The sequence below is a fragment of the uncultured Tateyamaria sp. genome (assembly GCF_947488715.1).
Taxonomy (GTDB): domain Bacteria; phylum Pseudomonadota; class Alphaproteobacteria; order Rhodobacterales; family Rhodobacteraceae; genus Tateyamaria.
This window is the reverse complement of the sequence record NZ_CANLAG010000005.1, coordinates 107436-133979: the sequence shown is the minus strand read 5'-3', so window position 1 is coordinate 133979 and position 26544 is coordinate 107436. Positions and strand designations below refer to the sequence as shown.

22 protein-coding genes are annotated in these 26544 nt (G+C 63.3%); 12 read left to right on the top strand and 10 right to left on the bottom strand.

The genetic code is table 11. The annotated features are described in order from the left end of the window. Positions 1-9 precede the first annotated feature (9 nt). Positions 10-1521: a 5-carboxymethyl-2-hydroxymuconate semialdehyde dehydrogenase gene (gene hpaE, locus Q0936_RS12950; protein ID WP_299295068.1), complete on the bottom strand. Its 1512-nt coding sequence runs from the start codon at positions 1519-1521 to the stop codon at positions 10-12. An 88-nt stretch (positions 1522-1609) separates the two neighbouring features. On the opposite strand from hpaE, the gene Q0936_RS12945 reads away from it, so the two are divergent. The 8 genes from Q0936_RS12945 to Q0936_RS12910 all read left to right on the top strand — a co-directional run bounded on the left by Q0936_RS12945 (position 1610) and on the right by Q0936_RS12910 (position 10308). Beyond that, complete coding sequence (locus Q0936_RS12945) at positions 1610-2410, top strand: IclR family transcriptional regulator (RefSeq protein WP_299295070.1); 801 nt, start codon at positions 1610-1612, stop codon at positions 2408-2410. After that, positions 2407-3768 carry an aminotransferase class III-fold pyridoxal phosphate-dependent enzyme gene (locus Q0936_RS12940; RefSeq protein WP_299295073.1) on the top strand — a complete coding sequence of 454 codons (1362 nt, stop codon included), beginning with the start codon at positions 2407-2409 and terminating at the stop codon, positions 3766-3768. The genes Q0936_RS12945 and Q0936_RS12940 overlap by 4 nt, the downstream gene beginning before the upstream one ends. Continuing rightward, entirely contained in the window at positions 3765-4505 is a 741-nt protein-coding gene (locus tag Q0936_RS12935; RefSeq protein WP_299295075.1) for a tripartite tricarboxylate transporter TctB family protein, read from the top strand. The genes Q0936_RS12940 and Q0936_RS12935 overlap by 4 nt, the downstream gene beginning before the upstream one ends. Further along, a complete protein-coding gene (locus tag Q0936_RS12930; protein ID WP_299295077.1) occupies positions 4505-5995 on the top strand; it encodes a tripartite tricarboxylate transporter permease in 1491 nt (496 codons plus the stop codon). Before Q0936_RS12935 ends, Q0936_RS12930 begins: the two co-directional genes overlap by 1 nt. A 34-nt stretch (positions 5996-6029) precedes the next feature. Further along, positions 6030-6962: a tripartite tricarboxylate transporter substrate-binding protein gene (locus Q0936_RS12925; protein WP_299295080.1), complete on the top strand. Its 933-nt coding sequence runs from the start codon at positions 6030-6032 to the stop codon at positions 6960-6962. 141 nt (positions 6963-7103) lie between these two features. Then, positions 7104-7817 carry a type 1 glutamine amidotransferase gene (locus Q0936_RS12920; protein ID WP_299295082.1) on the top strand — a complete coding sequence of 238 codons (714 nt, stop codon included), beginning with the start codon at positions 7104-7106 and terminating at the stop codon, positions 7815-7817. Then, a complete protein-coding gene (locus Q0936_RS12915; protein WP_299295084.1) occupies positions 7814-9034 on the top strand; it encodes a cytochrome P450 in 1221 nt (406 codons plus the stop codon). Before Q0936_RS12920 ends, Q0936_RS12915 begins: the two co-directional genes overlap by 4 nt. A 5-nt stretch (positions 9035-9039) precedes the next feature. Further along, a complete protein-coding gene (locus Q0936_RS12910; RefSeq protein WP_299295086.1) occupies positions 9040-10308 on the top strand; it encodes a glutamine synthetase family protein in 1269 nt (422 codons plus the stop codon). Between the two features lie 18 nt (positions 10309-10326). Here the strand turns inward: Q0936_RS12910 and xylA are convergent, their stop codons facing one another. After that, a complete protein-coding gene (gene xylA, locus Q0936_RS12905; protein ID WP_299295088.1) occupies positions 10327-11634 on the bottom strand; it encodes a xylose isomerase in 1308 nt (435 codons plus the stop codon). Next, positions 11631-13079 (bottom strand): xylulokinase, encoded by a 1449-nt coding sequence (gene xylB, locus Q0936_RS12900; RefSeq protein ID WP_299295091.1) that lies wholly within the window; start codon positions 13077-13079, stop codon positions 11631-11633. The genes xylA and xylB overlap by 4 nt, the downstream gene beginning before the upstream one ends. A 191-nt stretch (positions 13080-13270) precedes the next feature. Here xylB and rpe point away from each other — a divergent pair, with 191 nt between their 5' ends. After that, entirely contained in the window at positions 13271-13960 is a 690-nt protein-coding gene (gene rpe, locus Q0936_RS12895) for a ribulose-phosphate 3-epimerase (RefSeq protein WP_299295093.1), read from the top strand. Positions 13961-13970: 10 nt separating this feature from the next. Here the strand turns inward: rpe and Q0936_RS12890 are convergent, their stop codons facing one another. The 7 genes from Q0936_RS12890 to Q0936_RS12860 form a co-directional block, all read right to left on the bottom strand. Then, positions 13971-15446, bottom strand: coding sequence for a class I adenylate-forming enzyme family protein (locus tag Q0936_RS12890; protein WP_299295095.1), 1476 nt, complete (start codon positions 15444-15446; stop codon positions 13971-13973). Further along, positions 15446-16216: an oxepin-CoA hydrolase, alternative type gene (locus Q0936_RS12885; protein ID WP_299295097.1), complete on the bottom strand. Its 771-nt coding sequence runs from the start codon at positions 16214-16216 to the stop codon at positions 15446-15448. The genes Q0936_RS12890 and Q0936_RS12885 overlap by 1 nt, the downstream gene beginning before the upstream one ends. After that, a complete protein-coding gene (locus Q0936_RS12880; protein ID WP_299295099.1) occupies positions 16213-16644 on the bottom strand; it encodes a PaaI family thioesterase in 432 nt (143 codons plus the stop codon). Before Q0936_RS12880 ends, Q0936_RS12885 begins: the two co-directional genes overlap by 4 nt. Beyond that, positions 16625-17695, bottom strand: a complete 1071-nt coding sequence (locus Q0936_RS12875; RefSeq protein WP_299295101.1) for an acyl-CoA dehydrogenase family protein — start codon at positions 17693-17695, stop codon at positions 16625-16627. The genes Q0936_RS12880 and Q0936_RS12875 overlap by 20 nt, the downstream gene beginning before the upstream one ends. After that, positions 17695-18894 carry an acyl-CoA dehydrogenase family protein gene (locus tag Q0936_RS12870; RefSeq protein WP_299295103.1) on the bottom strand — a complete coding sequence of 400 codons (1200 nt, stop codon included), beginning with the start codon at positions 18892-18894 and terminating at the stop codon, positions 17695-17697. Before Q0936_RS12870 ends, Q0936_RS12875 begins: the two co-directional genes overlap by 1 nt. A gap of 3 nt (positions 18895-18897) precedes the next feature. Further along, positions 18898-20988, bottom strand: a complete 2091-nt coding sequence (locus Q0936_RS12865; RefSeq protein ID WP_299295105.1) for a 3-hydroxyacyl-CoA dehydrogenase NAD-binding domain-containing protein — start codon at positions 20986-20988, stop codon at positions 18898-18900. Positions 20989-21175: 187 nt separating this feature from the next. Beyond that, on the bottom strand, positions 21176-21673 hold the full coding sequence (locus Q0936_RS12860; protein WP_299295107.1) for a class I SAM-dependent methyltransferase: 498 nt from the start codon (positions 21671-21673) through the stop codon (positions 21176-21178). A 147-nt stretch (positions 21674-21820) separates the two neighbouring features. Between Q0936_RS12860 and Q0936_RS12855 the strand changes: the two genes are divergently transcribed. The 3 genes from Q0936_RS12855 to Q0936_RS12845 are packed head-to-tail and all read left to right on the top strand — an operon-like array spanning position 21821 to position 26542. After that, the gene (locus tag Q0936_RS12855) at positions 21821-23590 is read left to right on the top strand and encodes an ABC transporter ATP-binding protein (protein ID WP_299378175.1); all 1770 of its coding nucleotides are present in this window, start codon (positions 21821-21823) and stop codon (positions 23588-23590) included. A gap of 13 nt (positions 23591-23603) precedes the next feature. After that, positions 23604-25517 carry an ABC transporter substrate-binding protein gene (locus Q0936_RS12850; RefSeq protein WP_299295772.1) on the top strand — a complete coding sequence of 638 codons (1914 nt, stop codon included), beginning with the start codon at positions 23604-23606 and terminating at the stop codon, positions 25515-25517. Beyond that, on the top strand, positions 25514-26542 hold the full coding sequence (locus Q0936_RS12845; RefSeq protein ID WP_299142796.1) for an ABC transporter permease: 1029 nt from the start codon (positions 25514-25516) through the stop codon (positions 26540-26542). Before Q0936_RS12850 ends, Q0936_RS12845 begins: the two co-directional genes overlap by 4 nt. Positions 26543-26544: the final 2 nt, after the last annotated feature.

The following is a 26544-nucleotide window of genomic DNA, read 5'->3' as shown; positions in this document are numbered from 1 at the left end:
TGTGTGCGCTCACACGCCGAGGCGCGGTATCTTTGGGTCACTGGTGGCAAAGCCGATGTGCTTTTGCTCCATGTAGAAATCAAAGGACCAGTCGCCGCCGTCGCGACCAATGCCGCTGGCCTTCATCCCGCCAAAGGGGGTGGGCAAGTGTCGGACATTGGCCGAATTGACCCAAACCATGCCTGCCTCCAACCGGTCCGAAAATCGCATGGCGCGCGTCACATCCGACGTCCAGAGAAAGGCGGTCAGCCCATAGACCGTGTCATTGGCCAGACGCAGGGCTGTGTCCTCGGTGTCGAACCGGATTGACGTCAGCACCGGGCCAAAGATTTCATCCTGCGCGATGGTCATGTCATTGCGGGCATTGGTAAAAAGCGTGGGCGCCACGTATTGACCCACGTCACCCACACGCGCGCCACCGGCGGCAATTGTGGCTCCTTCGGCACGTGCGGTGTCAAAGCTGGCCATGACTTTGGCGCGGTGATCGGCGTGGATCAGCGGCCCCACCTCGGTTGCGGGATCCAGTGGGTGGCCCACACGGATGGCACGGGCACGTTCGGCCACGCGGGCCTCGAAGGCATCCGCGATGCTGTCCTGGATCAACAGGCGCGACGACGATGTGCAGCGTTCGCCATTGAGCGAATAGATCATGAACACCGCCGCATCCAAGGCACGCTCGAAATCGGCGTCATCAAAGACGATGATCGGGTTCTTGCCGCCCAGTTCAAAGTGGACACGTTTCAAGGTCGGCGCGCCTTGCGCCATGATGGCCGACCCCGTCGCCCCATCCCCGACAAAGGCGATGGCCTTGATATCCGGGTGGGTGGTCAGCGCCTTGCCCGCCTCCGCGCCCATTCCGTTGATCAGGTTCCAGACCCCCGGCGGAACGCCAGCCTTTTCGGCGATGTCGATCAGGACGCGGGCCGTCCACGGGCTCAGCTCTGCCGGTTTGTGAACCACTGTGCAGCCCGCCGCCAGTGCGGGCGCAATTTTCCACGTGGACAGCATGAACGGCGTGTTCCACGGCGTGATGATCGCCACCGGACCAATGGGCACACGGGTGGTGATGTTCATCAGACTGGGCGATGGCAGCGTCTGACCATCCCGCGCGGCCCCGGCACGATCGGCGAAAAAGCGAAAGTTCTCGGCCCCACGCAGCGCGGCTTTGGCCATGTAGCGGATCGGCTGGCCGGTGTCCCAACACTCGCACAACGCAATCTCTTCGGCCCGCGCCTCGATGCCATCTGCCACGGCGTGCAGGATCCGTTTGCGTTCCGTCGCGGGCATATCGCGCCAGTCCGCAAAGGCGCGTGCTGCCGCCTGCGCCGCCAGGTCCACGTCCGCTACATCGCTGCGCGCGACACGGGCCACCAGACTGTCATCGACCGGAGACAGAGTGTCGAACCATGCGCCCGACACCGCAGGCACGGGTTTGCCATCGATGTGGTTCAGGATGCCCGATTGCGCCACATCTTCCAGCATGGAGCGCAGTGCAGACAGGTTATGGGCGAGGTCAGTCATCAGCTTTGGCCTTTATTGGTTCATATAGTGAACCTGTGGACGCAAAAATATATTGCAAGGTCCTGTCAGGTGCGTCAAGCTGATCTCCATGTCGACGATTGCAAAAGCGTTGAAGCTGCTCGAACTGTTTTCCGAGACCCGGCCACAACTGGGTCTGTCGGATGCGCAGCGCCTGACCGGGCGTGACAAGGCGACGGTGCACCGTCATCTGGTCGCTTTGGAAGCTGCGGGATTTCTGGAACAGGACGCAGACAGCCGCGCCTATCGGTTGGGTCCGGCCCTTACCCGGCTGGCGGGCATGCGCGCCCGCACCGTGCCAGAGGTCGAGATGATCCGGGCGGAGACCGACCGGTTGAGCCGCGCGGCAGGCGAATTGGTGCACATCAGCCGCCTGCACGGATTTGATCTGGTCGATGTCTATCACGCCGAACACCACGACCACCCCGTGCGCGTGAGTTTTGACGCCTATGGCCTGCCGCCTCTGTTGGCGACGTCATCGGGCATGGCCTATCTGGCGTTTTCGTCGCGGCATCTGCTGGACATGGCGGTCGCCGATCAACGGACCTGGGTGCCGGGCGGTCAGCCGCCGGACCCCGACAGCCTGCGCGGCGATCTGGCCGCAATCGCGCAACGTGGATACGCACGTAACCGCGATTCGTTGCGACTTGGCGTGTCCTCTGTCGCCATCCCACTCTTTGATGCCGCAGGCCGCGCTGTTGCGACCTGCTCCATCGCTTACCCCACCAGCCGAGGCGGAAAGCAGGTCGAGGCGCGCCTTGCCCGCCTGTTGATGCAAAGCGGTGCGGCCCTGTCCGCCGCCATTGGCGGCACCGTACCCGCAGACCTCCACGCCATCTGGACCCCCAGCCACGAAAGGGCCGCGTCATGAAAGACAGCAATTTCCTCAAGGAAAACAATGCCCGCCAGTTCTGGCACCCTATGGCGCACCCGGCCGACAGCATGGCCAACCCGCCCACGATCCTGACGGGCGGCGACGGGGTGCACATTACGGATGTGGACGGGCACCGCAGCATCGACGCGGTGGGCGGCCTCTGGAACGTGAACCTTGGTTACTCGTGCCAGCCGGTCAAGGACGCCATCGCCCAGCAGCTCGACGCCCTGCCCTATTATTCGACCTTTCGCGGCACCTCGAACGACAAGGCGATCGAACTGGCCTACCTGCTTGCCGATTTCTTTGGCCCCGACGGGATGAGCCGCAGCTTCTTCACCTCGGGTGGGTCGGACAGCATCGAGATCGCGCTGAAACTGGCGCGGCAATACCACCGCATCCGTGGCGAGGGCACGCGGACCAAGTTCATCAGCCTCGACAAGGGCTATCACGGCACGCATTTCGGCGGCGCGTCGGTGAATGGCAACGCCAAGTTCCGCAACACATACGAGCCGCTGATGGCGGGCTGTTTCCACATCCCCGGCCCCTACCTCTATCGCAACCCCTTCGGCACGGACGACCCGGCAGAGTTGGCCCGCCTCAGCGCGGGCATGCTGGAGCGTGAGATCGCGTTCCAAGGGGCCAACACCATCGCCGCCTTTGTGATGGAGCCGGTGCAGGGCGCGGGCGGGGTGATCCCGCCGCATCCCAGCTTCATGCCCATGGTGCGCGACATCTGCGACAAACACGGCGTGCTGCTGATCGCGGACGAGGTGATCACCGCCTTTGGCCGCACAGGATCCCCCACCGGGTCGCGCCACTGGGGCGTGCAGCCGGACCTGATGTGCACCGCCAAGGCGATCACAAACGGCTATTTCCCCTTTGGCGCGGTGATGATCGCAGACCACGTGGCCGCCGCGTTCGAGGATGACCAGAGCGGCGCGGGGTCGGTCGATTCCGGTTATACCTATTCCGGTCACCCGGTTGGTGCCGCCGCCGCCGTCGCCGCGGTCGAGGAAACGATGCGCATAAAGCCCTGGGAAAACGCAGCCCCCCGCGGGGCCGAGTTGAAGGCCGGGCTGCAGGCGCTGGCCGACCGCTTTGACATGATCGGCGACGTGCGCGGCGAGGGGCTGATGTGCGCCATTGAACTGGTCAGCGACCGCAGCGCCAAAACCCCCGTGGGCAAGGCGCTGCCGCTGGTGTTCCAAAAGGCCGCCTATGAGGCGGGCGTGATGATCCGGGTGTCGGGCAACAACGCCATCTTCTCGCCGCCGCTGGTGGTGGACGCAGGCCACATCCAGACCATCCTGTCCGCGACCGAGGCAGGCCTGACCGCCATGTCCGGAGCCGCGTGACAAGCCGGGTCACCCCTCGCGCGCTGACCAGCGCGACACCGCGCGCCGTGATCCGGTCACGGGCGACGACCCCGCGCTTTGCCTCTGCCACGCCGCCTGCGCAAAAGATCAACGTGGCTGACATCACCGATTTCCGGCGCGGACGGGGGGATCTGATCTTTTCCCTGTTCATGGCGCTCCTGGCGCTGTTTTTCCTCGCCTTCTTCTTTTCCCAGACGGGATGGGAGGACCGCAAGCTGCCCGCCAACATGGCGCGGTACTGGATGGACCAGTTCGGGATCACCGAGCCCGACAAACGGCCCGCACGGCTGGGGCGGATCCTGAAACAGGGGTGGGTCGCGCCGCTGATGTGCCTTGCGGTGCTGGTGCCGGCGGCCCTTTGGAACCTCCATACCGCGTGGCGCGCCCAGCGTTGGCGCACCCGGTTCGGGCAACCCACCGCCGTGGGCTATGAGATGTCGCAATGGCTGCGCGCGCTGGAATTTGTGGGCTGGTTCGTGGGCTACACCCTGCTGGTGCCGGTGCTGGGCTATCTGGTGTCGACCCTTCTGATGGGCACGCTGCTGCCATGGCGCATGGGCTATCGCGGCGCGCGGTGGATGGGCATCTGCCTTGCCGCCAGTTTCGCGATTGTGCTGGTGTTCCGCACGGGCCTACAAATCCGCACGCCCGTGAATATCTGGCTCTATGACCAGCTGCCCCAACGGCTCGAGACCTTCATGCAGGTGTGGTTCTGATGGAGGCGTTCTGGGCCGGTCTCGACAACCTTGCCAGCTGGCCCGTGCTGATCGCGATCCTGATCGGGTCGGTGGGTGGCTTGGCGATTGGGGCGGTGCCGGGGATCGGCCCGGCCATCGCCATCGCCATCCTGCTGCCCGCCACCGTGTTTCTGGATGATCTGGTGTCGCTGGTCCTGCTGCTCGGAGTCTATGGGTCATCGATGTATGGCGGGGCCATCCCCGCGATCCTGATCAACACGCCCGGCACGCCGGTCAATGCGCTGACCACCTATGACGGCTATGCCATGACCCGACGGGGCGAGGCCGCGCGCGGGCTGTCGCTGGCCTATGCCGCGTCGTTCTTTGGCGGGTGTTTCTCGATCCTGCTGGGGCTGACCGCGCTGATGGTCTTTGGCCCCTACCTGCGCGATCTCGGTGCGCTCTTTGGTCAGCGGGATATCTTTATGGCCGCCGTTCTGGGGGCTGTCCTGCTGATTGCCGCGCATCGCAAGACGATGGGCCTGGCCGCGCTGCTCTTTGGGCTGGGGTTCCTGATTGCGCTGGTCGGGCGGCAGACGACGCGGCAGATCGACCGCTATACGTTCGACATCGAATACCTCTATCCCGGTTTCAACCTGATCGTGGTGATCGTCGGCATTTTTGCCATCAGCCAGGCGCTGTTCCTGCTAACGGGCAAGGATGCGGACCCGCCCGAGGCGCGGATCAGGGGCGGCCTCTTGCGGGGCTTTGGCGAGTTGCGCAAACACCCGGTCGTGGCCTTTTGCAGCGCAGGCTACGGCACGGTGATGGGCATCATCCCCGGCGTGGGCGAGTTCGTGGCGCAATTCTTCAGCTATTCCACGGCGCGCGCGATCTCGAAAAACCCCGGCCAGTTCGGGCGCGGCGCGCCGGACGGGCTGATCGCGTCCGAGGCCAGCAACAACGCCGTCCCCGCCGCCGCGATGGTGCCCCTGCTGGCGCTGGGTGTGCCGGGCGAGGCGCTGACCGCGATGATGATGGTCGTGTTCTTTGACGCAGGGATCAAACCGGGGCCGGATATTTTCGAGAACAACTCGGATTTTCTGTTCTCACTCTTTATCGCGCTCTTGCTGATCAACGTGCTGGTGCTCATGACGCTGCTGATCTCGACCCGCGCGATCACGCGCATCATCTATATCCCCAACCGCCTTCTGGGCGCGTTCATCCTGATCCTCGCCTTTGTCGGCGTCTTTTCGATCCGCAATTCCTTTACCGACTGCATGTTTGCCGCCGGGTTCGGCTATGTCGGCTATATCCTGCGGCGGCTCGACTGGCCCTTGGTGCCCGTGGTGCTGGGCCTCGTGCTGGGGTCGATCATGATCGACAAGCTGACGGCGGGCGCAGGCCAGATCAAAACCGTTTTCGACATCGTGAACCGGCCCGTGGCCGGGACGCTCTTTGTCGTGATCCTGATCGTGATCGCCGTCACGATCATCACCACCGTTCGCACCAGACGGTTCGAACACTGACCGCAAAAGCAAAATAAACTCAGGGAGAGTACACATGAAAAAGCTTTTGACCACCGCAGCCTTTGCCCTGGCTGCCCTGACCGGCCCCGCGCTGGCAGAGTACCCCACAGGCCCCGTGCAGTTCATCGTGCCGTGGCCTCCGGGTGATTTCGAGGACATCCTGACGCGCATGATCGCCGCCGACATGGCCGAGGCCACGGGCCAGCCTGCGTCCGTCGTGAACCGCCCCGGCGGCGGCGATGGACCCTTCCCCGGCGCGCTCGAGGTGCTGAACGCGCCAAATGACGGGTCGGTCATCGGGTCTTTCGTGATCGGTGTGCCCATCGTCGGCCCCAAGATCGACATCGGCATCGAAGAGGACAGTTTCGTCCCCGTGGGCATCTTTCTGACCTACCCGTTCGTGCTGGCCGCATCAGGCGATGCGCCTTATTCCAACATGGCAGAACTGGCGGCCTATGCGCAGGACAACGACGTCGTGCTGGGCCACTTTGGCGCGGGCCTGACGCCCACCGCCGTGTCGATGGCAGCAGCGGTCAAGATGGACTTTGAATTTGCCGACGACAGCGCGTTCGATTTGCTGGACTGCAATACGCTGTCTTCGGGCGATGCCGATGTGATCAACACGACGCTCGCGCTGATCGAACCCTGCCTGGGTGACATCAACGTGCTGGGCAATATCGGCGCCAACCCGATTGCCAAGCTCGACGGTGTGGAAACGGTGGCGTCGCAGTCTGGTGTCAACGACATCGAGCTGTGGAACGGCCTGTTCGTGACCAAGGGCACGCCGCAGGAGGTCATCGACACCATCGCCGAAGTCGCCGCCAAGACCATGGCATCGGACGAAGCACAGGCCCTGATGGCCGAGACCGGAGCCGCCGTCTACTGGCAGGGTCAGGCCGAGGCCGAGGCACGGATCGCAACGGATCGTGAGAAATCCGCCGAGATCAACGCGATCCTGGGTCGGTGATCCAGCCATGGCGGACACCTTTCGTGGCCGCTGAACACGCAGACATCCAAAGGATGTCAACGCGCCGTCCGCCCCCACGGGCGGCGCGTACCGCGCCACCCTCGGACGGCTTGAGCGGGGCGGAAACCTAGTGAGAAAGACATGACCCAACGCCTCAAACTCGGTCTGCTCCAGGTCAACCACGACAAATCACCCATCGGTGATGCCTTTCCCGACGACAGCCACCGGTTCCGCGACCTGTTCGATGCGCAGGATCAACGGTTCACCTACCGCGTCTACATGACAATCGGTGGCGAGGTGCCTACCAGCGTGGACGAACAGGACGCATTCCTGATCACCGGCTCGCCGCTGAGCGTGCTGGAAGAACTGCCCTTTTTGCCCGCGCTATACGATTTCATCCGCGCCTGCGATGCGGCGGGCAAGCCGCTGCTTGGGGCCTGTTTCGGCCATCAGGCGATCGCCATGGCACTGGGTGGGCAGGTCGCGCGTCAGGACTGGAATATCGGGATCGACCAGATCGAACTGACGGCGCAACATCCCTATATGCAGCCACAGACGCAGGCGCTGAACCTCTACCAGTTTCACCACGATGCCGTGACAGCCTTGCCCGACGGGTGCAGCGCATACGCGCAGTCCCCCAAATGCGCCATCGCCGGGTTCACCAAGGGCACGCATATCCTGACCACGCAGGCGCACCCGGAATTCACCGATCCCTTCATGCGCTGCGTTCTAGACGAGACCGCGCCGCACCTTGCCGCCGAAGAGGTCGCAGCAGCCAAAGCCACACTTGCCACGCCCACACATGGCAGCACATTCGCCCAATGGGCCACCCGTTTTTTCGGAGGCACCCCATGAAAAACCTCGCCGATCACGACAGCTTTGTGGATGGCATCCCCCACGACACGTTCACGCAAATGCGCCGCGACGCGCCGGTGCACTGGACGGACGCCTTTGCCGGGAACAAGGGGTTCTGGTCGCTCACCCGCTATGCCGACATCATGGCCGCGCAAAAGGACCCCGCGACATTCTCCAGCGCACAGGGCATCCGGATCGAGGACCAAAGCCACGACGAATACATGTCGCGCCGCACCTTTCAGGAAACTGACCCGCCCGAACATTCCAGCACCCGCCGCGCTGTCAATCCCGTCTTTGCCAAGCCCGTCATCGCCCGGTTCGAACCGCTGATCCAGGAGCTGGCCCGCGACATCGTCGGTCAGGCGCTGGACCATGCGGAATTCGACGGCATCGACCTGATCGCCAAGCGGCTGCCGATGCTGATGCTGGGCCGCATCCTCGGCGTGCCCGAGGATGACCTCGACTGGCTGGTGGAACGGGGCGACGCGCTGATCGGGAACACGGACCCCGACTTTACCACCACCGTGATCGACAAGGTCGACACCGACGCCTACCGCATGATGCCGTTCCGGTCGCCTGCGGGGGTCGAGCTTTATGACTATGCCGACACGATCTTGGATGGCTCGCGGCAAGTGGACGGCGACGGCATCCTCGCCCGCGTGCTGCGCAGCGAGGACGGCGCGATGACGCCGCAGGACTTCAAGAACTTCTTTTGCCTGCTGGTGGCCGCCGGAAACGACACGACCCGCTATTCCATCGCGATGGCGCTGCACCTCATGACACGGCAACCGGACCTGCTGGCGCAGCTGCAAACGGGCAAGGTCTGGGACACCTGCGCGGACGAGATCATCCGCCTCGCCTCGCCCACCCTGCATTTCCGCCGCACGGCAACGCGCGACATCGACCTGCACGGCCAGACCATCCGCGCGGGCGACAAGGTGCTGATGTGGTTCGCCTCCGGCAGCCGCGACGAGACGGTGTTCGACAACCCGCACAGCGCGCAACTGGACCGAAGCCCGAACCGCCACCTCGCCTTTGGACAGGGCGGGCCGCATGTCTGCCTTGGCATGTGGCTTGCCAAACTCGAATTGCGGTGCATCCTGCAAGAACTGGCAGGCCGCATCACCCGGCTCGACGCGGTGTCAGAGCCGACCTGGACCCGATCCAATTTCATCTGCGGGGTCAAATCGCTGACCCTGCGCCCAACGCTGAAGTGACCGATATGACCACACGCACCCGCACCCTGTTTTGCGATCTGTTGAACCTGCCGCGCGGCAAATACGTGCCATCGGACGTGGCCGCGGGGGGCAAGGTCGGCTTTGCCCGCGGTGTGTTCGGCACCACCTTTGACCGCGACCTGATCCCCGTGCCGGGCGCGGGCGTCTTTGACGGCATCCCCGACATGGAGCTTGTGCTGGACGAGGCGCGGCACCCCGACTGGCAACAGGACACCGACATCGCCCTTGGTACCCTGCACGCGGACGGCGCGCCCTTTGGCCTATGCGCGCGCGGGCGGCTTCAGGCCACCGTGGCCGCGTGGCAGGCACGCGGGCTGACGCCCAAGGTCGGACTGGAGATGGAGGCTTATGTGTTCCAGCAAGGCACCGATGGCGTGTGGGAGCCCTATGACACGCCCGGCGCCTTTGTGTACGGCACCGGCCCGCAGAACGATCCCGCCGGATTGATGAACGCCCTCTGGGCCACGGCAGAAGAGGTTGGTCTGCGCATCGAATCGATGAACGGCGAATATGACAACGGCCAATTCGAGCTGACCATGCAGTTCGACGACGCACTCGCCGCCTGCGACGGCGCGTTCCTGTTCAAGACAATGGCCCGCGAGGTGGCGGCGGACATGGACCTGTTGCTGACCTTCCTGCCCAAACCGATCCCCGATCGGGGCGGATCCGGCCTGCATATCAACTTCAGCTTCGAGGACGCGCAGGGTGGCAATGTCATCGCGCCCGACGGGCAGTTGTCGGATGTGGCGCGTGGCTGCATGGCCGGGCTGATCCACCACCACGAAGGGCTGGCCGCCCTGCTGGCGATGACCGTGAACAGCTATGACCGCCTCGGGCCTGCGTCGATGGCCGGGTATTGGGCCAACTGGGCCGACGATCACCGGCTGGTCACGACGCGGTCCTGCGTGACCTCCCCCCGGTCCGCGCGGCTGGAACACCGCATGGCCGATTGCGCAACAAACCCGTACCTCGCCGTGACGGCGGTGTTGCAGGCGGCCCTGCTGGGCGTGGAAAACGGCTATGACCTGCCCGCCGCCGAAGACTTGGACGGGTTGGAAAACGTGCGCGCCACGCGCCATGTGCCATCCGCGCTCGACAAGGCGCTGGATGCGCTGGACGCGGACGCGCCCCTGCGCGCTGCCGTGGGCGCGGATCTGTGCAACGCGCTGATCTTCCTGAAACAGGACGAATGGAAACGGCTCAAGGACAAGTCCGTGGACGAGGTCCGCGACTTCTACCTGCCCTTCGTCTGAGCCCTCGCCGCGCCCCGTTCAGACAAAGCGCGAGACGTAATTCTCCAGGATCTCCTGACGGCCCGACCGCGGCTGCGGCTCAATGCCTTCGGATAGAACACGATCCGAGATCGCGCCCAGATCGCTGTCCAGCATCGAACGCGCCGCATCCGTGTCCCACCCGGCATAGCGCGCCGACAATGCGTCGCCCAAACCGCCATCTTCGATCATCGCGGCCGCCGCCTTGAGGCCGCGCGCACAGATGTCCATCGCGCCGACGTGGGCGGCAATCAGGTCTTCGGCGTCGAGGCTTTGACGCCGCAACTTGGCATCGAAGTTCGTACCGCCCGTGCCAAGCCCACCAGCGTTCAGGATGTGGTAATAACACAGCGCCACTTCTGGCACGTTGTTGGGGAACTGGTCGGTGTCCCAACCCGACTGGTAGTCGTTGCGGTTCATGTCGATCGACCCCAACATCCCGTCAGCGGCGGCCACCGCAATCTCGTGCTCGAACGAATGGCCCGCGAGGATCGCATGCCCCTGTTCGAGGTTCAGCTTCACCTCGTCCTCCAGCCCGTATTTGCGCAGGAACCCGATGCAGGTCGCGGCATCGAAATCGTACTGGTGCTTGGACGGCTCCTGCGGTTTTGGTTCGACCAGAATGGTGCCTTCGAAACCGATCTTGTGCTTGTACTCGACCACCATGTTCAGGAACCGGCCCATATGGTCCAGCTCGCGGCCCATATCGGTGTTGAGCAGCGTCTCGTACCCTTCGCGCCCGCCCCACAGGACATAGTTCTGACCGCCCAGTTTCTGCGTCGCGTCCATGCACCCTTTGACGGTTGCAGCGGCATAGGCAAACACATCGGGGTCCGGGTTGGTCGAGGCACCGGACATCCAGCGGCGATGGCTGAACATGTTGGCCGTCCCCCACAGGCAGCCGATCTTGGTCCCGTCCATCTTTTCCAGGAAATAGTCGGTGATCTCGTTCAACCGGTCGAGGCTCTCGGCGAATGTATCGCCTTCGGGCCGGATGTCGGCATCGTGCCAGCAGAAATAGGGCACGCCCAACCGCTCGAACATCTCGAAGGCCACATCGGCCTTCATCTTGGCGCGGCCCATGTCATCCTGCGGGTGCCAGGGGCGGATGAACGTCTGGCCACCAAAGGGGTCGCCCCCTTCCCAGGCAAAGGAATGCCAATAGGCCACGGCAAAGCGCAGGTGATCTTCCATTCGCTTGCCCATGACGATCTCGTCGGGGTTGTAGTGGCGGAACGCCATCGGGTTGGTGCTGTCTGGCCCCTCGAATGTGGCGGGGGCAACGGCGTCAAAAAATCCAGTGGTCATGGCATGGCTTTCAAGGTTGGGTAGGCCGCGGCAAAGGCGGCATAGGCGTCATCGTAGGCGGCCACATGGGCGGCATCGGGTTGGATGACATCGGTTATCGGTGGTTTGGACATGACCTGCGCGGGCGCGGCGCCGGTCACGCCACAGATCGCAATCCGCGCAGCACCCAGTGCCGCACCAAAGGCACCCTCGTCCGGGCGTTCCAGCGGCAGGTTCAGCACAGTCGCCAAAAGCTGGGTCCAATAGGGCGACCGCGTGCCGCCGCCAATGGCCAGCGCGCTGTCCAGTTGCGCCCCGGTCCCCCGCAGGGCCTCAAGGCTGTCGCGCAGGGCAAAGCTCACCCCCGTCATCACGGCGCGGGTCAGATCCTGCGGGGTCGATGCAATATCAATACCGGTCAAACCGCCCCTAACCTGAGCATCGTTGTGCGGCGTCCGCTCTCCGGACAGGTAGGGATAGAACTTGGCCCCACCCGGTGCCTGCACCTTGGTGCCCAAGGCGTCGGACAGCGCCCCTGCGCTCTGCCCCGTGATCCGGGCCAGCCAGTTCATGCTGTCGGTCGCGGCCAGCACAACGCCCATCTGATACCAACGCCCCGGCACGGCGTGGCAAAATGTGTGGACAGCGTTTGCCGCCATGGGCGCATAGCGGTCGCGCCCGGCCAGAACGACGCCGGATGTGCCCAGTGACACAAACCCGTCCCCCTCGCCCAACGCGCCAACCCCACAGGCGGCAACCGCATTGTCTGCACCCCCCGCCACGACTTGCGCATCTTGCGGCAGCCCCAGATCAGCGCGCGCGCTCTGGACCGGGCCAACTACATCGGTCCCTTCCAGCAGATCGGGCATTTGCGCCCGCGTCATACCGCCAAGGGACAACAGCGTATCCGACCAATCCCGCTTGCCCACGTCGAGCCAGGCGGTACCAGCGGCGTCTGACATCTCGGTCGCGTATCGCCCGGTGAGCCACCAGACAACATAATCCTTGGGCAGCATGACGCGTGCGACTTTGGCAAACACCTCTGGTTCATGCCGGGCCACCCAGGCCAGTTTTGGCGCCGTGAATCCGGGAAAGACGATATTGCCACTCAGATCACGAGCGGCTTCCGCAGCGTCCATTTCTGCCGCCTCGGCGTGACTGCGCGTGTCATTCCACAGGATGCAGGGGCGCAGAACCGCGCCCTCTGCGTCCACCAGAACAGCGCCGTGCATATGACCGGACAACGACAATCCCTTGATCGCGGCAAAGGCGCTGCCATGCGCTGATCGCAACTGCGCCAGCGCCTGCGCAACCCCACCCGTCCAGTCGGCAGGGTCCTGCTCGCTCCAGCCGGGCGCGGGGTTCGTCACGTCATATGTGGCATCCGCACTGCCGACCGTACGGCCGTCGGCATCCACCAATAGCGCTTTGACACCGGACGTGCCTACATCAAGCCCCAGATACATTGTCGTCCTCCCTCTTGCTCACAGTCGCCGCATTTAATTTCTTTGTCAAATTAAATTCCCAAGTGGCCGCCTGCAGTTCCCCATCGCGCAAACCGCCAAACCACTATCACGCACGGCCGACAGACATCGCGTGCCCTTTCCACCGTGGCCCTGACCGGATATAGCGCGGCCATCGCAACCCGGAGACCTGCATGACCTTCGACCGTTCCATCAAGATTGCGCCATCCATCCTGGCCGCCGACTTTGCCAATTTCGGGGCCGAATGCGCCGCCGTCGAGGCGCAGGGCGCAGATTGGATCCATGTCGATGTCATGGACGGACACTTCGTGCCGAACATCACTTTTGGCCCCGCGACCTGTGCCGCGATCCGCCCGCACATCAAGGGTGTCATGGACGTTCACCTGATGATTGCGCCGGTTGACCCTTATATTCAGGCTTTTGCCGATGCGGGCGCGGACGTGCTGACAGCACATGTCGAGGCAGGACCGCACATTCACAGGACGCTGCAAGCCATCCGTGGCGCAGGCATGAAAGCGGGCGTTGCCCTCAACCCCGGCACACCCGCAACGGCGGTGGCGGACCTCATGGACATGGTCGACCTGATTTGCGTGATGACCGTGAACCCGGGCTTTGGCGGGCAGAAGTTCATCGACATGACGGCCAAGATCACAGCCCTGCGCGAGATGATCGGGGATCGGCCTGTGCACATCGAAATCGACGGCGGCGTCGACCCGGTCACTGCGCCGATTGTGGCGCGCGCCGGTGCGGACGTTCTTGTGGCCGGATCGGCCGTTTTCCGTGGCGGGTCGGTCAGTGACCCCACGCCCTACGGTCAAAACATCCGCGCGATTCGCGCAGCCGCCGAAGGTGTCTGGACCTAACCCGCCCGCCTCAGGGCAACTGCCCGGCAAAGGTTTCGATCAGTTTGTGTTTCAGGATCTTGCCGGTGGGCGCTGCAGGCAAGGCATTGGCCAGCACATAGTGTGAGGGTTGCTTGTATCCGGCCAACCGGTCTTTGACGAACAGGCGCAGTTCTTCGGGCTTCAAAACGCTTCCGTTTGGAACCTGGACAAATGCCAAAACCTCTTCGTCACCTCCCTTGCTCCGACCCACCACGGCGGCCTGCACGACGTCCGGATGATCGTTCAGCGCCGCTTCGACCTCGGGCGGAAAGACGTTGAACCCCCCATGTATGATCAGCTCTTTCGCACGGCCTAGAATGTGCAAATGACCTTGGGCATCAATGCGCCCCAGATCGCCGGTGCGCAGCCATCCATCCGCGTTCAGCACCTTGGCGGTTTCGTCAGGATTGCGGAAATACCCTTTCATCACATGCGGACCGCGCGTCAGCACTTCGCCACCCGCCACCTCAGCATCGATCGCGATTTCAATACCGGGCAAGACCGGTCCAACAGAGGTATCCGGGTCGCCAATCGCGTTGCGCGTGGCGGCCGTGCCAGCGGTGCTTTCGGTCATGCCGTACCCGTTTTGCAGGGCGACGCCGTAAAACGCCTCGGCCTCGCGTTTCCACGTGGGGTCAAGGGGTGCAGCACCGGATGACACATAGCGCAGCGTCTCGGATCCAAGCGCGGCCAAGCCCAGTGATTTCGCATGGGCCATCAGCAGCGCATGCATCTGCGGCACCGCCGAAAACAGCGTGATCCCGCCGCGCAATGCGCCAAACACAGACGCCACGTCAAAGCGCGGCACAAGGCGCACCGGCGCACCCGCATGGATCGCCGCCACAACAACCGAGCACAGGCCAAACACATGTGTGGTAGGCAGCACGCCATAGATCACGTCGGCGGGCGTCATCGCGCGCAGGTTGGCCGAGGTCGCCCCACCGAACCGCACATTCGCATGGGTCAGCATCACCCCCTTGGGATCACCGGTGGTGCCCGTCGTATAGAGCAAAACCGCCACATCCTCTTGGGCCCGCGCACTGTCCCCGCGGGGACAAACCAGCGCCAGCATGCCCCACGCGCCCGAAATCGGCCGTGCATGCAGGGTTTCGGCATGGGTTTGCGCATCCGGTGACACCTCTGTCGTCAACAGGATCGCACTGGGTTCGGCATGGGCGATGACACGGTTCAATTCACGCGCTGTCTGGCGCGCGTTGACCGGCACAGCCACGGCATCCAGACGCCATACGGCAAAGAGCGCCGCAACTGCCGCGGCACAGTTCTCGGACACGACCAACACGCGGTCTCCTGCAATCACCCCGCGCTGACCGAGGGTCGCGGCAAGCGCATCTGCCGTGCGGTCGAGGTCCGCGTAAGTCCACCGCGCGCCGGTGGTGTCTTCAAGGGCAAGCGCGCCCGGTTGCGTGGCCACTTGGTGCGACAATAGTCCGGCCACGCTTTCCATCAGTCGAACCTCGCGGGGCGCTTTTCCAGAAAGGCAGCAATCCCTTCGGCTGACTCTGCCCCACCTGCCGCGCGCGCCATTGCATCCCGTTCAAGATCAAGCTGCACGGCTTCGGTTTGATCATAGGCGGACGCGACAAGCGACCGTATGGCCCCAATCGCGTCTCGGGGGCCGCGCGCGACCTCGTCCGCCAGTTGATGTGCACGGGTCAGCACATCCGGCCCAGCGACACAGTCCGTTATGGCACCCAGGGCCAGCAACCGTTCACTGGTCACGGGGCGCGCGAGGATACACATCTCCATCGCGAGGGTCCGTGGCACCAGACGGGCAAGGGAGGCGGTCAGACCCGCGTCAGGCACCAGCCCGGCTTTGACATAGGCCGCTGTGAACTTTGCCCCCGCCTCGGCGACAATCAGATCGCAAGCCAGTGCCAGAGATGCGCCCGCACCTGCCGCGCCGCCCTTGATCGCGCCTATAATCGGAACGGGGCTCTCGCGCATGGCCCGGATCAAGTCGTGCAGGTCATCCACCTTGGCCCGCCGTTCTGCTTCGGACAGGCTCCGCCGTTCAATCAGGACATTCAGATCGCCGCCGGCACAAAAGAAATCCCCGTCCGAGGTCAGGATGATTGCGCGAATGCGCGGGTGCACGGCTTGTTCCATCGCTGTCCGAATGGCCGCATAGAGTTCCGGACCAAGCGCACCCCGTCGCGCCGCATTGCCGTTCCAGATGATCAACCGATCGCCCGCGTCCTCTATGCGCGCGGTCATGTGCGCACCCGTTTGTAAACGCCTGTCGCAGTGGCGAGGACAGTGCCGTTTTCGTCCTCGAGCCGCCCTTCGGTAAAGATCGTGCTGCGCCCACCGCCAGATACTTCGCCCGTCGCGACCACCACGCCGTCGCGGGCGGGGGCGAGGTAATTGGTGGTCATGGTCAGGGTCGCGACCTTAGTGCTGCCGTCGTCATTGCCTGTGCGCGCGGCGGCAAAGCCCATGGCATTGTCGAGCATGGCGGACATGATGCCACCGTGCAGCCCGCCGTGACGGTTGCCGTGCTGCACACCGATGTCGAGCCAACAGCGCGACACGCCACCCGCCTCACGGATGTCTACGACGTACCCCAGCAGTGTTTGCGCGCCGGTTTCGTCGCGGATGATGCCCGGCCCGTTTGGATCGCCGTCAGGCGGCAGAGAGGGCAATGAACCGCTCCAGATGATAGTCCGTGTCGCCGAAACGGTGGTCGGCCATGACGATGCGCTTGGCGATGTGGGCCAGTTCGTATTCCTGCGTCATGGCAATGCCGCCGTGCATCTGGATCGCTTCTTCGGCCACGAGGCGACCGATGCGTCCGATCAGGTTTTTGGAGGCGGAGAGGTGCAGGTCGGCATCCTTACCGTCGGCATAGCCTGCGGCATTGATGACGGCAGACCGCGCCTGTTCCAGCTCGATCAGCAGGTCAGACATGCGGTGGGCGAGCGCTTGGAAGGTACCAATGGGCCGTCCGAATTGCTTGCGTGTCATCAGGTAGTCTTTGGTGAGCGCGGTGGCGGTTTCCATAGCACCGAGAGCCTCTGCGCATTGGGCGATGAGGGCGAGGCGGTTGGCGGCCTCGTAGTCTGCGAGCGTGAGGCCCAACGGTGCGCCGGGTGTGTTGTCGAGCGTGACTTCGGCGGCGCGTCCTCCTGCAAGGAGTGGGTAGCCCTGGATGTCGAGACCCTGCGCGCCCTTATCCACGAGGTAGAGCGCGATGCTGCCGCCGTTCTTGGCCGAGACAATCAGGTGATCGGCGGCTTCGGCGTTCATCACGACGGCCTTGCGGCCTGTGAGTTTGTTGTCGGAGACGGTGGTGTTTACGTGGTCGAGGTCATAGCGGCTGTCAGGTTCGCCGTGGGCCACAGCGAGGTGCAAGGAGCCACCAATGACCAGTTCGACAAGGTCCGTTTTGCCCGCTGCCGCGAGGAGGCGACCGCCCATCAGCGCAGAGTCCAGCACCGGTTCCACCACGCCCGCGCGGCCCAGTTCCTCGAACACCACGGCGATGTCAAAGCCTGCGCCGCCAAAGCCGCCATGGTCCTCGGCGAACAGCGCGCCGAGGATGCCGAGGTCTGCGAGTTCAGTCCAGATGTCGGCGGAGAAGCCGGTGTCAGAGGCGAGGATCTCATTGCGCCGTGCGGTACCGTATTGTTCGCGCAGGTAGCGGCGCAGCGTGTCTTGCAGCATCTGCCGTTCTTCGGTCAGGTTGAAGTCCATTATGCACCTCCGCTCATGGTCACTTTGGCGATGATGCCGCGCTGGATTTCGTTGGACCCGCCGAAGATCGAAAGCTTGCGGTTGTTGAAGTACTGGCCTGCAACCGGTCCTGCGTCCAGCGGGTCGGGGATGCGGTCGTTGGCCCCTTCTACTGCCTCGGACGCAAAGGGCATCGCATAGGGGCCAACCGCGCGGCGGGCCAAATCGTTGATTTCCTGACGGATGATCGACCCTTTGACCTTGAGCATGGAGGCTTCCAGCCCCGGTGCTTCGCCTGCGGCGGCCTGCGAGATGATGCGCAGGTTTGTTGTGGCCATGGCGCGCAGATCGATCTCAACCTGTGCGACGCGCGCGGCGAAATGGGGGTTTTCGATGAGCGGCTTGCCGTTGTGATTGGCGGCGCGAGCGATGCGTTTGACGGTCTTGAGACCCGCCTGGGAGAAGCCCACGCCGCCCAGCCCCGTGCGTTCGTGAGTGAGCAGGTATTTGGCATAGGTCCAGCCCTTGTTTTCCTCGCCCACGAGGTTTTCGACGGGCACCCGCACGTCCGTGAACCAGACCTCGTTCACCTCGTGGCAGCCGTCGAGCAGGATGATGGGCCGCACTTCGACGCCCGGCGTGTCCATGTCGATGAGCAGGAAACTGATCCCTTCCTGCTGTTTGACATCCGGGTCCGTACGGACAAGGCAGAAGATCATGTTGGCGAATTGCCCAAGCGTGGTCCATGTCTTCTGGCCGTTGACGATGTAGTGGTCGCCATCGCGGACCGCTTTGGTTTTCAGCGACGCAAGGTCGGAGCCTGCGCCCGGTTCGGAATAGCCCTGGCACCACCAGTCGGTGCCGTCGAGGATGCGGGGCAACCAGTGGTCCTGCTGTTCTTTCGAGCCGAATTTTTGCAGGACAGGGCCGAGCATCGAGAGGCCAAAGGGCACGATGCGGGGGGCGTTGGCGTCGGCGGCTTCGGTGTCGTAGATGTGGCGCTGGACGGCGGACCATTCGGCACCGCAAAAAGCCTTGGGCCAGTTTTGCGCCAGCCACCCGCGATTGTTCAGGATCGCGTGCCAGCGTTCCATGTCGTCTTTGGTCAGGTCCGTATCCAGTCGGACCTTTTCTGCGATATCCTGCGGCAGTTCGCCAGCCAGAAACGCGCGCACTTCGGCCTGAAAGGCCAGTTCGTCGGGGGAGTAGCTCAGGTCCATATCTCAGCCCTTTTTGTTCAGGTCATCGAAGGTTTTGTTTTCGGCCACCAGTTGTTCCAACAGGGGGGCGGGCGCCCAGAACTCCGGGTCTTCGGCGGCATAGGAGGTGATGTCTTTGAGGAGGTCTTCGAGCCCCACAATGTCCGCCCATTTCAGCGGGCCACCCCGGTATCGCGGAAAGCCGTAGCCGAAGAGCAGCGTCATATCGACGTCGAGCGGGCGGCGGGCGATGCCCTCGCCGACAACTTTGGCGGATTCGTTGACCATGGCGGCCATGTAGCGGCGGGTGATTTCCTCGTGGGTGAAGTCGCGAGGTGTGATGCCCAGCCGCGCGCGGTCGGCTTCGATCATGGGCAATACGTCTGGATTAGGCACGCGGGCTTTGTTGCCTGCGGCGTAGTCGTAGTAGCCTTTGCCCGTCTTCTGACCGAAATGGCCCTGTTCGCAGAGGGTGTCGGCATAGGTCGTGTCGCGTTTCGGCGCATGCCCCTCGGCACGCTTGCGTTTGCGCACGGCCCAGCCGATGTCGAGCCCGGCCAGGTCCGCGACGGCGAAAGGACCCATCGCAAAACCAAAGTCCTCGAGTGCCGCGTCAATCTCGTAGGGCGAGGCCCCGTCAAGGATCATCTGGTCGGCAGCAGTGCGATAGGTGGCGAGGATCCGGTTCCCGATAAACCCGTCACACACACCCGCGCGCACGCTGATTTTCCCGAGCATTTTGCCCAGCGCAAAGCCCGTCGCGGTGACCTCCGGCGCGGTCTTGTCGCCCACGACGATCTCAAGCAGTTTCATCACATGTGCTGGCGAAAAGAAGTGCAGGCCCAACACGTCCGTGGGCCGCGAGGTGGTCGCCGCAATGGCGTCGACATCAAGGTAAGAGGTGTTGGACGCGAGGATCGCGCCGGGTTTGCACACCCGGTCCAGTTCCGCAAAGACCTGTTTCTTGACCTCCATGTCCTCGAACACGGCTTCGATCACCAGATCGACGTCCGCCAAAGCGTCATAGCTGGTCACGATCTGGAGCGCCTGACCAAGGATGGCATCATGTTGCTCGGCGTTGATCTTGCCGCGTTTCAAGGCACCGGCGAGGTTGCCCTCAATCCGGCCACGGGCGGCTTGACCCGCCTGCGCCGACATCTCGAGCAGGTGCACACGCAGGCCCGACAGCAGCGCCGCCGTGGCAATGCCTGCGCCCATGGTGCCACCGCCGATCACGGCGATGTGCTGGACCTCGCTTGGCTCAACACCTTTCAACTCCGGTAGGTTCGACACAGCGCGTTCCGAGAAAAAGGCGTGGATCATACCCTTGCGCTGATCGGTCTGCATGAGGTCGTAGAAAATCTGGCGCTCGGTCTTGAGCCCTTCGTCAAACGGCTTTTCAACGCTGGCCTGCACCGCACGCACGCACCATGCGGGCGAAATCTGGCCGCGCCCTTTGGCCAAAATGGCCTCGAACGCGGCGTCCCAGTCGATGGCCGCGGGCGGGTCCATCTCGGACACGGGGCGGCGCACCGCGCCCTGATCCAGCAGGCGCTGCGTATAGGCCAGACCGTTTTCCATCTGATTGCCGTCCTCGACGACGTCGATGATGCCCAGCGCATGGGCCTTGGCCGCACCGATGTGCCGACCCGTGGTCATGACGTCCAACGCCGCCTCAACCCCCGTCAGACGCGGCAGGCGCTGTGTGCCGCCAGCACCCGGCAACAGGCCCAGATGCACCTCGGGCAGGCCCACTTTGGCGGACGGCACGGCGATCCGGTAGTGACAGCCCAGTGCCACCTCAAGACCGCCGCCCAGGGACACCCCGTGCATCGACGCCACCACCAACAATGGCGAGGCTTCGATCCGGTTGATCAGGTCGGGCAGATGCGGCTCAAGCGGCGGCTTGCCAAATTCGGTGATATCGGCCCCGGCAAAAAACGCGCGCCCGTCGCCCACGATCAGTACGGCGCGTACGCCGTCATCCGCTTCGGCCCGGTCCATGCCGTCCCACAGGCCCTGCCGCACGGCTTGGCCCAACGCATTCACCGGCGGGTTCTGGACTGTCAGAACGGCGATATCGCCTTGTCTCGAATAGGCAATCTTGTCGCTCATGGTCCCTCCGCTGACATTGGTTGCGCAACGGATCACCGTCCGGCGCAGGGTTCAGCCTAGGCGTGCACACAAAAAGGGCAAGCGTTTCGACATGCGCCGCCACGTCATTTAGGCGTAATGCTGCCCCGTCATCTTGCCAGATAAACTCTCCCCGAAGGGCCGCTCTCCGACCGGACGACGGTTTGGATCACGCGTCCCGGCGGTAGATAAAGCACCGCCCCGGTACCGCACCCTGGGGCAAGGGCTGTTCCACCAGGCCGTCAAAATACATTTTGTCTGACGAGACCATCAAACCACCAACGGCCAGCAGTGGCTCAATCACCGGCGATACCTTTTGCGCAAAAAGATCGTTCTTGGCGCGGTTGTGCCCACCAAGGTCAGCGTGGATGAGCGCCGCCGACGCGCCAAAACGCGCCAGCGCCTCGGGCAGCGTGTCAAAAACGTCCCCCAACAGGACCATGTCGTCATCTGGTGTGCTGTCGGGATGCGATGCGATGGCCCGTTCAAATACATAGATGTCGCGGTCGGGCATCACGTGGCGCATGTGATGATACGTCCGGCCGTTGCCCAGGCCCAGCTCAAACACCGGCCCCGCCAGTTGCGAAATCGCCTGCGCCGCATGGTCCAGGCAGGCGCGTTGCGACACCATACGGTCAACAAAAAGGTCAAGGCGGCTCTGTGTCATTGATCATTCCTTTGGCTTTGACCCTTAGATGGGGCAGAAAATGCGAAAAGTGTAGCACGAAACCTTCAGGATCCCGTGTATGGACCTATGGACTGGAATCGGGTTGACTGAAGATCGGCATGAAAAAATGCAATTGAAGGACCAAGAATGGCCCCCCTGCTCGACGTAAGAGACCTTTCCATCGGGTTTGGCACTGCGCCACCTGTTGTCGCAGGGGTCAATTTCTCTGTGAGTGCCGGCGAAACGCTGGCCCTCGTCGGCGAAAGCGGATCCGGCAAAACGCTGACGTGCCGTTCGATCCTGCGGATTTTGCCCGGTACAGCGCAATTGCGTCGTGGCGTGATTGAATTTGGCACAGGCGCATCGCGCACCGATCTTCTCAAGCTGTCCAACCGGGATATTCGCGACATTCGGGGCGACCGGATTTCCATGATCTTTCAGGAACCGATGCGGTCGCTGTCGCCGCTGCACCGGATCGGCAATCAAGTCGCTGAGGTTCTGACGCTCCATCGCAACATGAGTGCGGCAGAGGCCAAGAAAGACGTCCTTGCCACCTTTGAGCGTGTGGGCTTTGCCGATGCCGAGCGCGCCTTTCGTGCCTATCCGTTCGAGATGTCGGGCGGCATGCGTCAACGCGCGATGATTGCGATGGCGATGGTTGCGAAACCCGATCTGTTGATCGCGGACGAGCCGACCACCGCGCTGGACGTGACCACGCAGGCGCAGGTTCTGGGCCTGATGAAGGACCTGCAGCGCGACACCGGCATGGCGATGATCCTCGTGACCCATGATCTGGGTGTCGTGGCCAATATGGCGGACAGCGTTGTCGTGATGAACAAGGGCCACGTGATGGAAAGCGGCCCCGCAGCCGCGGTTTTGGGCGCGCCCGGTCATGGGTACACCAAGAAACTGTTTGCCGCCGCACCGATGATCCCGGACGTGGCGACGCCCGCCGCCCCAGTGGAACAGGATGACCTGATCCTCGAGCTGAACAAAGTGTGCAAGACCTACACCGTCCGGGCCGGAGGGTGGCGCGCGACCAAGCAGGTGCATGCCTGCCGCGACGTGTCCCTGAAATTGCCACGCGGCAAGACACTGGCCGTGGTGGGAGAAAGCGGGTCGGGCAAGACCACCTGCGCCCGCATCGCACTGGGGGCTGAAAACCCGGACGAGGGTTCCGAGGTTCTGTTTCGCCCGACACCGGGTGCTGAGCCTGTGTGCATCAACCAACTGTCGCGCGCACAAAAGGTCGCCTTTCAAAAACAGGCACAGATGGTGTTTCAGGACCCCTATTCGTCGTTGAGCCCGCGCATGCGCGTTCAGGAAGCGTTGACCGAGCCCATGGAAATTCACCGGATTGGCGACCGCATTGCCCGGCGCGACAAGGCGGCGGAAATGTTGCGTTGGGTGGGCCTGAACCCTGATATGCTGAAACGCTATCCGCATGCGTTTTCCGGCGGTCAACGTCAGCGCCTGTCGATTGCACGCGCCTTGACGTTGGACCCGGTGCTGTTGGTCTGTGACGAGCCGACCTCGGCGCTGGATGTTTCGGTTCAGGAACAGATCCTGATCCTTTTGGAACGCATCCAGGAGGGCATGGGCCTGTCCTATCTGTTCATCAGCCACGACCTTGCCGTGGTCGCACGGATCGCCGACGAGGTGGCCGTGATGCGGCAGGGCGTCGTGGTGGAACAGGCGCCGCCAGAGACCCTGTTTTACAATCCGCGCCATCCCTACACCAAGGCGCTGATCGCCGCGCAACCCGAACCGGATGTCACACGGCCCATCGACCTCGCGCAGGTCGCGCGTGGGGCCGGATCGCCCAGCGATTGGCCTGACATGTTCCGATTTGACGGGTTGAACGCGCCCGACCTCATCCAGATTGAACCCGGACACAAGGTGCGCTGCCATGTTTGACCGACTGACCCGTATGTTTGCAACGTGCCTGGCCGCCGGGCTGATCGCCCTGCCCGCCAGTGCCGAAATCGTAGTAGAAGAAAGCGGTTTCTGGGCGGCTGAGGTTGCCAAGAAACAGATGGACCCGGCCCCCGACCGTATCCCCGACACCCCGCTGATCGTCGATCTCGAGGCCAAGGGGCGGACGTTTGGCAAACAGGGCGGCACGCTGCGCACGATGGTCACACGGTCCAAGGACGTGCGGCAGATGGTGGTTTACGGTTATGCCCGGCTGGTGGGCTACGACGAAAACTACCAGCTGCGTGCCGACATTTTGCGCGACTACGACGTTGAGGACGGGCGCAAATTCACACTGCACCTGCGACCCGGTCACCGCTGGTCGGATGGCGCGCCCTTTACCTCTGAGGATTTCCGCTATTGGTGGGAACATGTCGCCCAAAACAGCGAGCTAAGCCCCAACGGCCCGCCCGAGATCATGCGCGCGGGTGACGAAATCGGCACCATGACGTTCCCCGACGCACACACGGTTGTGGTCGAGTTCCCACGCCAGAACCCGATGTTCCTGCAGTCACTTGCACAGGCCAGCCCGCCGTTCATCTACCGGCCCGCCCACTACCTCCGCCAATTCCACGTGGATTTTAACACGATGGAAGAAATGGAAGAGATGATCGACAGCAAGCGGGTGCGGGGTTGGGCGCCGCTGCACAACAAGCTCGACAACATGTACAAGTTCGACAACCACGAGTTGCCGACCTTGCAGCCATGGATGCCTGCCAGCACGGGCGGTCAGTCGCGCCAGCTCTTTGTGCGCAACCCCTACTTCCACCGTGTCGATGCGCGCGGCACGCATTTGCCCTATATCGACGTGGTCGAAATGCACATCGTGGGCTCGGGCCTCGTCGCGGCCAAGGCAAACGCGGGTGAGGCGGATTTGCAGGCGCGTGGCCTCGATTTTCGCGATGTGTCGATCCTGAAAAAGGGCGAAGCGGACGGCGCGCCCTACCGCACCTACCTGTGGGCCAACAGTGCGGCGAGCCAGATTGCCATTTACCCCAACCTGAACTTTGCCGACCCGACCTGGCGTGCGGTGATCCGCGATCCGCGGTTCCGGCGGGCGCTGTCGATGGGCATCGACCGGCGTATGATCAACCGCGCGCTGTATTTCGGGCTGGGCAAGGAAGGGAACATGACCGCCCTTGCGGCCAGTCCGTTCTTTGAATCCGAGAACCTGACCAAATGGGCGCTCTATGATCTGGACACAGCCAACCTGATGCTGGACGAGATGGGCCTGACCACGCGTGATGGCTCTGGCATCCGGCTGTTGCCGGACGGGCGACCGATGGAATTTGTGATCGAGACGGCCGGCGAACGGCAAGAGGTCGAAAACGCGCTGGCCATTATCACCGACACGTGGCGCGATCTCGGCATCAAGCTCATCATGCGCCCTCTGGATCGCGACATCCTGCGCAACCGTGTGTTTTCCGGTGTGACCATGGCCGCGGTCTGGTTCGGCTGGGACAACGGTATCCCGCAGCCCTACACGCCCCCCAACTACCTCGCGCCGACGGATCAGGTGTTTTTCGCCTGGCCCAAGTGGGGGCAATATTATCAGACCCATGGACAGGCAGGTGAGCCTGTGGACATGCCCGACGCCCAGCGCCTGCTCGCACTGGCCGCCGAGTGGGAGGCCAAGCCAGACCCCTATGACCGGGCGCGGGTGTGGCGCGAAATGTTGGCAATACATGCCGATCAGCAATTCGGCATTGGCATCCTATCCGAGGCCCCGCAGCCCGTCGTTGTGTCAGACCGTTTGCGCAACGTGCCGGAGTTCGGCAAATGGGCCTGGGATCCCGGCGCGCATTTCGGCGTACACCGGGTGGATGAATTCTATTTTGCCGATGAAGAATTGGCGCAGGTGACGGAATGATGTTCATTCGCTATGCGGCCTATCGTCTGCTGACGATGGTCCTGACGCTGATCGTGGTGTCGATGCTGATCTTTGTCATCATCAACCTGCCGCCCGGCGATTACCTGTCCAACCAGATTGCCGAATTGCGCGCCACCGGTCAGGCTGAAGGTGTCGCCAAGGCTGAGTTCCTGCGCAAGGAATACGCACTCGACCGCCCGCTCTATCAGCAATACCTGATCTGGGTCGGTGTGATCCCCGGCCCGCAGGGGTTTTCGGGTCTGTTGCAGGGCGATTTCGGTTGGTCATTCGAATTTGATGCGCCCGTGGCCGAGATCGTGGGCGACGCGCTGTGGCTGACGGTGCTGGTCAACCTGGCGGCGGTTCTGTTTGTCTATCTCGTGGCGCTGCCCCTCGGTGTGCTTGCCGCGGCGCGGTCGGCCACGTGGGTCGACTACACCACTGCCTTTATTGGCTATCTCGGTCTCGCCACGCCGAACTTTCTGCTTGCGCTGATCCTGTTCTACTACGGGCACAAATACCTTGGCCTGCCGATTGGTGGCCTGATGGCCCCGGAATACGAGGGCGAGCCGATGTCGCTGGGCAAGGTGCAGTCGATCCTTGTGCACCTGATCGTGCCGACCTTTGTGATCGGGACATCCGGGGCTGCAGGCATGATGCAACGTCTGCGCGCCAACATGCTGGACGAGCTCAGCAAACCCTACGTGGAGACGGCGATGGCCAAGGGTCTCGCACCTTCGCGGCTGTTGACCAAGTATCCGTTGCGCATGGCGTTCAACCCCTTTGTCGCGGACATCGGCAACTTGCTGCCCGCGATGGTGTCGGGATCGGTTCTGGTGTCGGTCGTGCTGGGCCTTCAGACCATCGGGCCGGCGCTGTTGACGGCGCTCAAGTCGCAGGATCAGTTCCTGGCCGCCTTCGTGCTGATGTTCGTGGCGCTGTTGACGTTGATTGGGACAATGATTTCAGACCTCTTGCTGGTGCTGCTTGATCCGCGCATCCGCTATGGCGCGCGGGAAGGATAACG

What these genes read in the sequence shown, in the direction of transcription:
- xylA (WP_299295088.1), bottom strand. Translation starts at nt 11,634, where the DNA reads ATGACCACTGGATTTTTTGACGCCGTTGCCCCCGCCACATTCGAGGGG.
- Q0936_RS12855 (WP_299378175.1), top strand. Translation starts at nt 21,821, where the DNA reads ATGGCCCCCCTGCTCGACGTAAGAGACCTTTCCATCGGGTTTGGCACT.
- Q0936_RS12920 (WP_299295082.1), top strand. Translation starts at nt 7,104, where the DNA reads ATGACCCAACGCCTCAAACTCGGTCTGCTCCAGGTCAACCACGACAAA.
- Q0936_RS12925 (WP_299295080.1), top strand. Translation starts at nt 6,030, where the DNA reads ATGAAAAAGCTTTTGACCACCGCAGCCTTTGCCCTGGCTGCCCTGACC.
- Q0936_RS12945 (WP_299295070.1), top strand. Translation starts at nt 1,610, where the DNA reads ATGTCGACGATTGCAAAAGCGTTGAAGCTGCTCGAACTGTTTTCCGAG.
- Q0936_RS12930 (WP_299295077.1), top strand. Translation starts at nt 4,505, where the DNA reads ATGGAGGCGTTCTGGGCCGGTCTCGACAACCTTGCCAGCTGGCCCGTG.
- Q0936_RS12860 (WP_299295107.1), bottom strand. Translation starts at nt 21,673, where the DNA reads ATGACACAGAGCCGCCTTGACCTTTTTGTTGACCGTATGGTGTCGCAA.
- hpaE (WP_299295068.1), bottom strand. Translation starts at nt 1,521, where the DNA reads ATGACTGACCTCGCCCATAACCTGTCTGCACTGCGCTCCATGCTGGAA.
- Q0936_RS12850 (WP_299295772.1), top strand. Translation starts at nt 23,604, where the DNA reads ATGTTTGCAACGTGCCTGGCCGCCGGGCTGATCGCCCTGCCCGCCAGT.
- Q0936_RS12870 (WP_299295103.1), bottom strand. Translation starts at nt 18,894, where the DNA reads ATGGACCTGAGCTACTCCCCCGACGAACTGGCCTTTCAGGCCGAAGTG.
- xylB (WP_299295091.1), bottom strand. Translation starts at nt 13,079, where the DNA reads ATGTATCTGGGGCTTGATGTAGGCACGTCCGGTGTCAAAGCGCTATTG.
- rpe (WP_299295093.1), top strand. Translation starts at nt 13,271, where the DNA reads ATGACCTTCGACCGTTCCATCAAGATTGCGCCATCCATCCTGGCCGCC.
- Q0936_RS12875 (WP_299295101.1), bottom strand. Translation starts at nt 17,695, where the DNA reads ATGGACTTCAACCTGACCGAAGAACGGCAGATGCTGCAAGACACGCTG.
- Q0936_RS12885 (WP_299295097.1), bottom strand. Translation starts at nt 16,216, where the DNA reads ATGACCGCGCGCATAGAGGACGCGGGCGATCGGTTGATCATCTGGAAC.
- Q0936_RS12845 (WP_299142796.1), top strand. Translation starts at nt 25,514, where the DNA reads ATGATGTTCATTCGCTATGCGGCCTATCGTCTGCTGACGATGGTCCTG.
- Q0936_RS12940 (WP_299295073.1), top strand. Translation starts at nt 2,407, where the DNA reads ATGAAAGACAGCAATTTCCTCAAGGAAAACAATGCCCGCCAGTTCTGG.
- Q0936_RS12910 (WP_299295086.1), top strand. Translation starts at nt 9,040, where the DNA reads ATGACCACACGCACCCGCACCCTGTTTTGCGATCTGTTGAACCTGCCG.
- Q0936_RS12890 (WP_299295095.1), bottom strand. Translation starts at nt 15,446, where the DNA reads ATGGAAAGCGTGGCCGGACTATTGTCGCACCAAGTGGCCACGCAACCG.
- Q0936_RS12915 (WP_299295084.1), top strand. Translation starts at nt 7,814, where the DNA reads ATGAAAAACCTCGCCGATCACGACAGCTTTGTGGATGGCATCCCCCAC.
- Q0936_RS12865 (WP_299295105.1), bottom strand. Translation starts at nt 20,988, where the DNA reads ATGAGCGACAAGATTGCCTATTCGAGACAAGGCGATATCGCCGTTCTG.